The organism is Thioalkalivibrio sp. (assembly GCF_041690275.1).
In the GTDB taxonomy this organism is placed as follows: Bacteria; Pseudomonadota; Gammaproteobacteria; order Ectothiorhodospirales; family Ectothiorhodospiraceae; genus Thioalkalivibrio.
Map to the genome: position 1 here is coordinate 6,879 of NZ_JAWLHP010000071.1, position 5,509 is coordinate 12,387.

Below are 5,509 nucleotides of genomic sequence, written 5' to 3' on the forward strand. Positions count from 1 at the left end.
CTAGCACAGGGTACCGGAGCCCGCGCTGCGCTTCGCCCTCTGGCGCCGGGGGCGAGCGGGTGCTTTGGTGGGCACACTTCGTTTAGCCCACCCTACGGCTGCCGCAGGCCCTGGAGCATGGGCCTTGGTGGGCACACTTCGTTTAGCCCACCCTACGGTCGGCCGCGCTGGCGCGTGCGTAGGGTGGGCCAAGCGCAGCGGGCCCACCAACCATGCACCGCACCCCCCGTATTTTCGGCGCCGATCACTCCCCACCCTTCACCGCGTCGATCCGCGTCGGCGGAACGTTGCCCCAATCCGCATCATGCCAGCCCTTTCGCACCGCCAGCGCAAACGAGCTGTACGGCCAATCTCCAGGGTGCTCCACATACCCGTGCTTCACCGGGTTGTAGTGAATGTAATCCACATGACGTCGCCAGTCCTCGTCGTCCGCAATCAGATGTTCCCAGTAACGACGCTGCCAGATGCCCTTCTCACGGCGCCGCGCCAGCGAGCCGCGCCCGATGACGGAAGCCTGGCCGACACTGAAGTAGTGCTTGATCCTTCTCCAGCGCGAAGGATAGTCGTCATCGCCCTCGGGCAGGCGCCAGACCGTATGCAAGTGATCCGGCAGCACGACCACCGCATCGATTTGGAATGGGCGGGCCTGCATGGTCCGCCGGAAACCCTCGCGCAGTCGGGCGATGTTCGCCGGCTCCGTGAGGATCGGTCTGCGGTCCTGGATCACGACGGTAAAGAAATAACAGCCACCGGCGATGAAGGCGCGACGGTACTCGGGCATGCCAGACCTCCTTGTCTGGGGCAGGGCCGTGTTGGAGACGCGTTAGGGGGATTGTTAACACAATCGGGTCCCGCTGGTTAAGGGGGTAGACGTGCTGGATTTCAGGTCCATGGTGGGCACACTTCGTTTAGCCCACCCTACGGCCTCGCTGGCGGGTGCGTAGGGTGGGCCAAGCGCAGCGGGCCCACCATCCGGAACTGGCGGGTGTGTGGGGTGGGCCAAGCGCAGCGGGCCCACCATCCGGGAACCCCTTCGCTGCCACGGCGCTCGCAATTGCGCGGGAACCGCTGTTCACTAAGGGCCATGCCCGACACCCTGGACACGACGCTGGTGCTGGCGTCCCTGTTGCTGCCACTGGGCCTCGCCGTTCTGTGGTCCGTTCCGGCGCTGCGCGCGGGCGTCGGGCGGCTGACGCCCTGGGCGCCGGCGCCGGCGCTCGTGCTCAGCCTGACCGGAGCGCCGGGCAACCCCGTGCAGCTGGACTGGCTCCTGCTCGGCACCAGCCTCGGGCTGACCGAGGTCACGCGCGTCTTCCTGCTGTTCACTGCGGCGCTGTGGCTCGGCGCCGGCATCCACGCCCGCGGCTACCTGCAGGACGACCCGCACCGTGCGCGCTTCGAACTGTTCTGGCTGCTGACCCTCGTCGGCAACCTGGTGCTGATCCTGGCGCTGGACATCGCCACCTTCTATGCCGGCTTCGCGCTGATGACCTTTGCCGCCTACGGGCTGGTGGTGCACACGGGCGAACCGGACGCGCGGCGGGCCGGACGCGTGTACCTGGTGATGGCGGTGCTCGGCGAGGGCCTGATCCTGGCCGGCATCCTGCTGACGGTCGCCGAGGCTCCGGTGCGGATCCTGCCGCTGCTGGCCGATATCCCCGCGGTGATCGCCGGCTCCGAACGGCGGGACCTGCTGATCGCGCTGCTCTGGTTGGGCTTCGGCATCAAGGTCGGGCTGCCGCTGCTGCACCTGTGGCTGCCGCTTGCGCACCCGGTGGCGCCGGTGCCGGCCAGCGCGGTGCTGAGCGGGACGATGATCAAGGCCGGTCTGCTGGCGTGGCTGCACATCCTGCCGATCGGACTGGTCAGCCTGCCCGGCTGGAGCGCGCTCGCGATCGGCGCCGGTCTGCTCGCCGCCTTCGGCGCCGCATTCATCGGGCTGCACCAGCATCACCCGAAGACGGTGCTGGCCTACTCCAGCGTCAGCCAGATGGGCCTGATCACGGTGGGCGTCGGCATGGCCCTGCAGGAACCGGAACTCGCGCCGCTGCTGGTGGCGGCGGTCACTGTCTTCGCCCTGCACCACGCGATGACCAAGGGCGCGCTGTTCCTGAGTGTCGCCGTCGCCCGCCATCCCGGCCCGCTTGCCGGCCCGCTGCTGTGGGTGCTCCTTGGCCTCCCGGCCCTGGCGCTGGCGGGCATCCTGGGCAGCGGCGTGGTCGCGAAGGGGGGCCTGAAGGCGGCCTTCGACACCGCCGTGGCGGTGCCGGACTGGTGGCGGCACCTGCCGGGGTTGCTGCAACTGGCGGCCGTCGCCACCACGCTTATCCTCGCCCGTTTCCTGTGGCTGCTGCGCACGGAGAGCCAAGGGGATCGGGCACCGCTGTCCGTCTGGCTGGGCTGGGGCCTGGTGCTCGCGGCGGGGCCGGCGCTGGTGTTCCTGCCGGAGTTCTGGGGCCTGGCCGCGCGCAAACCGGTCAGCACGGGCGACTGGATCAACCTCGGGTGGCCGGTGCTGGCGGGGGCCGCGCTGGCGCTCGCGGGTTCCAGGCTGCTGCGCCCCTGGCCGATCCCGCCGGGCGATCTGCTGGCGGTGATCACGCCCAGGCCCGGGATCGTTGCGCGCATCCGGGCGCCGACAGCGCCGGTGTTCCAGTGGATGCTGGGCATCCTGGACCCGGCACGGCTGATCGCCGGCCGTCATCCCAACCGTCACCTGCGGCCGGACCGTTTCTGGCAGCGGGAGATCGCGCTGGTCTTCGCGGCGATCCTGGTGGTGTTGCTGGCGGCGGGACTGCGTTGAGGTGCGCAGCGGGCCTGCGATGCCTCAGCAGCACGCGGGCCCTCTCGGCGACCCGGCGCCGCGGAAACAAATCCGTCCCCATTTCCCCTCGTTCCTTGTGTCCCAGAAATAAATCTGTCCCCGTTTGCCAAAGCGGTTGTCACAAGGTAGCGCCCGCGGTAGCGTTCCGTCATGGAAAGAGCGCGCATTGAAGCCGTTTTCAACCGGGAACCACACCTTGAGGTTGCCGTTCTGATCGGCAGCCGGTGCCGCGGAACCGCAACGGAGGCCAGCGATTGGGACTTCGCGATCCAGTGGTCGCCGCAACTGGGCTTCGAAGAGGGCCTCGCAGCAACGGAGCGCTTGCGCGCCGAGCTCGCCGAGACGCTCGGCACCGGGCTCGAGCGCATCGACCTGATCGACCTCCGGTCGGCCAGGCTTGCCATGCGGGCCGTTGTCGCGGAAGAGGGCTGCCTGCTGAAGGGTGACGGCTCGCTTGCGTGGAGCCATTTCCTGCTACGCACCTGGCGCGAGCTCGAGGACTGGACGTGGGAGTCCACCCATGCGGCTTGATCTCTACCAGGCGGAGACGGCGGTGATCGCGCGTGAGCAGGCGGCGATGCTTGCCGAAGCGCGCGAACGCGTGTTGGCGGGCGGCTCGCTCAGCCGGCTGGAGCAGAACGGCGTGCTGCATGCGCTCCAGGTGTTGGTCGAAAACGCCATCGGCAAGGCCAAGCACCTGATCAAGGCGGCGGGCGAGCCGGTCCCGGTTTCCGCCTACGACAGCTTCCGAGTCCTCGCCCGCATCCTGGGCCTTTCAGCGCAGGAACTCGAGCAGTGGAATGCGATCATCGGGCTGCGCAACCGCATCGTCCACGACTACATGAACCTGGACATGCGGAGGGTTCTTCAGCTGGTCGAATCCGGTGGTTACGCATTCGTGGTGGACTTCCTGCTGGCATCGCCCGAAGAAACGGGGAAATAAAGCTGTCCCCGTTTACCCTCTGGCAATGCTGGAAACGTATCAGGCCGCCTTGCGCTCGAACAGCACCCACCTGTCAAACAACCGCGGATTCCGGTCGGAACCTACAGGGTGTACTGGAGTTTGTTGAAGTCGTCCCTCGGGTAAAGTTACACTCAGCAGTGTAACCAAAGTAGAGTGTCGATGGCGATGGAAGCAACCACCAAGGATCTTCGGCTGCATACACGCGAACTCCTGGCCGCGACCGATCGGGGCGAGGAGGTCGTGATCAGTTACCGCGGGCAGGTACGGGCGCGCTTGGTGCCCTGCAACGAACACGCGCCCCGAACGTCTCGCCTGGAAGAGCGCAACCCCCTGTTCGGTCTCTGGCGCGGCCGGGATCAGCAAACGGTCGATGAGCAGGTGCGATCACTCCGGAAGGGTCGCTACGCGCCCTGATGCTGGTCGACACCGACATTCTGATCTGGAACTTGCGCGGGCATGAGGGCGCGGCCGATCTGCTCGACGGCGCAGGGGGGTTCCACATCTCCGCCGTGACCTACATGGAGCTCGTTCAGGGCATGCGCGACAAGGCTGAGTTCAGGCTCCTGCGCCGCTCCTTGCACCAATGGGACGCGGACTTGGTACACATCAGCGAGGAGATGTCTTCGCGCGCGACGTTCTTGGTCGAGGAATATGCCTTGAGCCACAACATGCAACTTGCCGACGCCCTGATCGCGGCGACGGCGCTGCACCTGGGGGATCGTCTCGTCACCGCCAACGATCGCCACTACCGGCATATCGAAGGTCTGGAGATCCAACTCTTCCGGGCTTGATCCGGCTCGTCTCCGCCTTCAGGCGAGACAACAGGATTCCCCCGGATCGAGATGATGCTGCAGAGCGGGATCTGCCCTCCCCTCGGTTGGGTCAGGCACAGAGTGGATGTTCCGAAGCTCACCTGTCGCGGGGACGCCTATGTCAGCTGCGGGTCAAGGAAAGTGGGTGTTCCGGAGTTTCCGATCAGCGTTATCGGAATCAGGGCTTCGGCAGCGACCTGTTGGTGGCTCCCCTGACGCGAATTGCCCGCGCATCCGATGCGATTGGCATCTCGGTCGTGATGCTGGATGTGTTCGACTGCGGCGATCCAGAGCGCGTGCGGCGGCGCCAGGCGCTCTACGAGGGGTTTGGCTTCATGCCTCTACCGTCCAGACCGCTGCGGCTCTTCCTGCCGATCGCTACGGTGCGCAGGCTGCTGGCAGAGGGTGACTGATGGCGGCGACGCCCTCGAGCCACGGTTTTGCCGTCAAAAACGGGCCTCTAAGCGCTTCCGGGCGCCGAAATCCGAGTGATTTGAACGAATAATCAGGCGCTTACCCTGGTCCGACCCCGGAAGCACTTTACTGCCGGAGGGCTGCCGCGTACGAGCTATGCTCCCCCCGGCAAGTTGTTCACAGCCAACGAGAACCTGTTTCAGCGGCTGCGGCAACGCTCGGAGTTGACAAACTCCGGGCTCAATCGGAGTGAGTGTCCAGATATCCCCGAACGGTGTTCCGCTTCGCCGAGTACTTCGGCCCTGGTCGAACTGCGGCCCGACCCCGATCCGCCGGCCACATTGGCGCCCTATCTGGCGTCCTGGCAGGTGCGCAAGGCCCCGCTACTTGATCAGTCCGTGCAGTGGAAGGTCTTGCCAGCGGGCAATTGACCAGGGCAAGCCTCGCCTGGTCGATCAAGCCCCGAACGTTGGGGCCTACTGCGGATCCCGGCTC

7 protein-coding genes are annotated in these 5,509 nt (G+C 66.5%); 6 read left to right on the plus strand and 1 reads right to left on the minus strand.

From position 1 onward, the window contains the following. Window positions 1–244 precede the first annotated feature (244 nt). A complete protein-coding gene (locus ACESMN_RS11960) occupies window positions 245–781 on the minus strand; it encodes an REP-associated tyrosine transposase (protein WP_373053831.1) in 537 nt (178 codons plus the stop codon). A gap of 303 nt (window positions 782–1,084) precedes the next feature. Here ACESMN_RS11960 and ACESMN_RS11965 point away from each other — a divergent pair, with 303 nt between their 5' ends. From ACESMN_RS11965 to ACESMN_RS11990, 6 genes are all read left to right on the plus strand, one after another. Next, on the plus strand, window positions 1,085–2,803 hold the full coding sequence (locus ACESMN_RS11965) for a proton-conducting transporter membrane subunit (RefSeq protein ID WP_373053832.1): 1,719 nt from the start codon (window positions 1,085–1,087) through the stop codon (window positions 2,801–2,803). A gap of 171 nt (window positions 2,804–2,974) precedes the next feature. Further along, complete coding sequence (mntA, locus tag ACESMN_RS11970; protein ID WP_373053833.1) at window positions 2,975–3,355, plus strand: type VII toxin-antitoxin system MntA family adenylyltransferase antitoxin; 381 nt, start codon at window positions 2,975–2,977, stop codon at window positions 3,353–3,355. Next, window positions 3,345–3,767 carry a type VII toxin-antitoxin system HepT family RNase toxin gene (hepT, locus tag ACESMN_RS11975; RefSeq protein ID WP_373053834.1) on the plus strand — a complete coding sequence of 141 codons (423 nt, stop codon included), beginning with the start codon at window positions 3,345–3,347 and terminating at the stop codon, window positions 3,765–3,767. The genes mntA and hepT overlap by 11 nt, the downstream gene beginning before the upstream one ends. Window positions 3,768–3,953: 186 nt before the next feature. Continuing rightward, window positions 3,954–4,202 carry a type II toxin-antitoxin system Phd/YefM family antitoxin gene (locus tag ACESMN_RS11980; protein ID WP_373053837.1) on the plus strand — a complete coding sequence of 83 codons (249 nt, stop codon included), beginning with the start codon at window positions 3,954–3,956 and terminating at the stop codon, window positions 4,200–4,202. Continuing rightward, window positions 4,202–4,579, plus strand: coding sequence for a type II toxin-antitoxin system VapC family toxin (locus ACESMN_RS11985; protein WP_373053835.1), 378 nt, complete (start codon window positions 4,202–4,204; stop codon window positions 4,577–4,579). The genes ACESMN_RS11980 and ACESMN_RS11985 overlap by 1 nt, the downstream gene beginning before the upstream one ends. Window positions 4,580–4,803: 224 nt before the next feature. Then, window positions 4,804–5,013, plus strand: a complete 210-nt coding sequence (locus tag ACESMN_RS11990) for a hypothetical protein (protein ID WP_373053836.1) — start codon at window positions 4,804–4,806, stop codon at window positions 5,011–5,013. Window positions 5,014–5,509: the final 496 nt, after the last annotated feature.